Raw genomic sequence first — 1452 nt, 5'->3', positions numbered from 1 at the left:
CCCGGCCTGGAGGTGCTGGAGGCCCAGGCGCGCGTCGCCCAGCGTGCCGGAGACGTAGAGCGCGTCCCCGGGCCTGCCGCCCGCGCGGGTGAGGGGCGCGTGGGACAGCTCCCCGGTGACGGTGAGGGTGACGGACACCTCGCGCGCGGAGGTGAAGTTGCCGCCCACGAGCATGATGCGGTGCTCCTTCGCGAGCGCGGCCATGCCCCGGCCCAGCGCGGACAGCTCGCGGGCGGGGAAGTCCCTGGGCAGCGCGAGCGCGCAGACGAACCAGCGCGGCGTGGCGCCCATGGCGGCCAGGTCCGACAGGTTCACCGCGAGCGCCTTGTGGCCGATGTCCGCGGCGGAGAACGTGGCGCGGGTGAAGTGCACGTCCTCCACCACGGCGTCGGTGGTGACGCACAGCGCGCCCTTCATGGGGGCGAGCACGGCGCAGTCGTCCCCCGGCCCCACCGGCACCCGCGGGCGCGGGAAGCAGGCGAGGAAGCGTTGGATGAGGTCGAACTCGCCGGGCATGGAGGGAGAGAGAGACCACGCCCGCGCCCGGTGACGCAATGCTGGCCAGCGAACCGGCGGGCGGGAGCGCGCCCCATTGCGTTGACGGTGCCGGACCGTGCAGGCATAGGACTGGGGGTGCCCTCTTCCGCCCCCCCCATGGACCTGCGCCGCCGGCTGGTGACGGAAGCGCTGGGGTGCGCGCTGGTGGTGGTGGCGCTGGAGGGGTCGCACCACGTCGCGGAGCACCTGGGCGCGAGCGCCACCGAGGGACGCCTCTTCATGTCCCTGTCGTGCGGCGCGGTGCTGGCGTGCCTCTTGTGGGTGCTCCGGCCGCTGTCGGGCGCGCACCTGAACCCCGCGCTCACCTTCGCGGACGCGCTGGGGGACCGGACGCCCTGGCGCGAGGTGCCGCTGTACGCGCTGGCGCAGCTGTCCGGCAGCCTGGTGGGGCGGCTCGTGGCGCACCGCATGTGCAACGAACCGCTGCTGCTCACCTCGAAGCTGCCCGCGGCGGACGGGGCCCGGTTCCTCACGGAGATGGTGGCGACGTTCGGGTTGCTGGTGGTGGTGCGCGGCTGCGTGCGCACGCGGCCGTCGGCGACGCCGCTGGCCATCGCGGGGTACGTGGCCGCGACGGTGTGGTTCACGGACTCGCGCTCGCTGGCGAACCCGGCGCTGGTGCTGGCGCGCGCGGCCAGTGCCCACAGGGGCGTGATGAGCCCGTGGGAGGTGGAGTCCTTCATCGCGGCGCAGCTGCTGGGCGCGGCGCTGGCGGTGTTCCTCTTCCGGTGGCTGCTGGGCGGCACGCCCCGGCCCGTGGCCACGGCCGTGGAGACCGTCGTCTTCGAGTGCGCGGAGGCAGGGCCCGCGCACCTGGCCGCCGCCCTCTTCAACACGCTGGCGCACCCGGACCGGGCCCGCGCGGTGGTGTCGCCGCCGCCGGGCTCGGGGCTG

At 75.2% G+C, this 1452-nt stretch carries 2 protein-coding genes; one reads left to right on the top strand and one right to left on the bottom strand.

The annotated features are described in order from the left end of the window. Window positions 1-516, bottom strand: a 516-nt coding sequence (locus ACLEQD_RS43280) for a thiamine-phosphate kinase (RefSeq protein WP_410391774.1), incomplete at its 3' end; no start/stop codon positions are given. A gap of 117 nt (window positions 517-633) precedes the next feature. On the opposite strand from ACLEQD_RS43280, the gene ACLEQD_RS43275 reads away from it, so the two are divergent. Beyond that, the coding region (locus tag ACLEQD_RS43275) for an aquaporin (protein WP_410391773.1) at window positions 634-1452 on the top strand (819 nt) is incomplete at its 3' end.

The sequence above is a fragment of the Corallococcus sp. 4LFB genome (assembly GCF_046520365.1).
In the GTDB taxonomy this organism is placed as follows: Bacteria; Myxococcota; Myxococcia; order Myxococcales; family Myxococcaceae; genus Corallococcus; species Corallococcus caeni.
The sequence above is the reverse complement of the archived record's forward strand: the minus strand, read 5'-3'. Positions and strand labels throughout refer to the sequence as shown.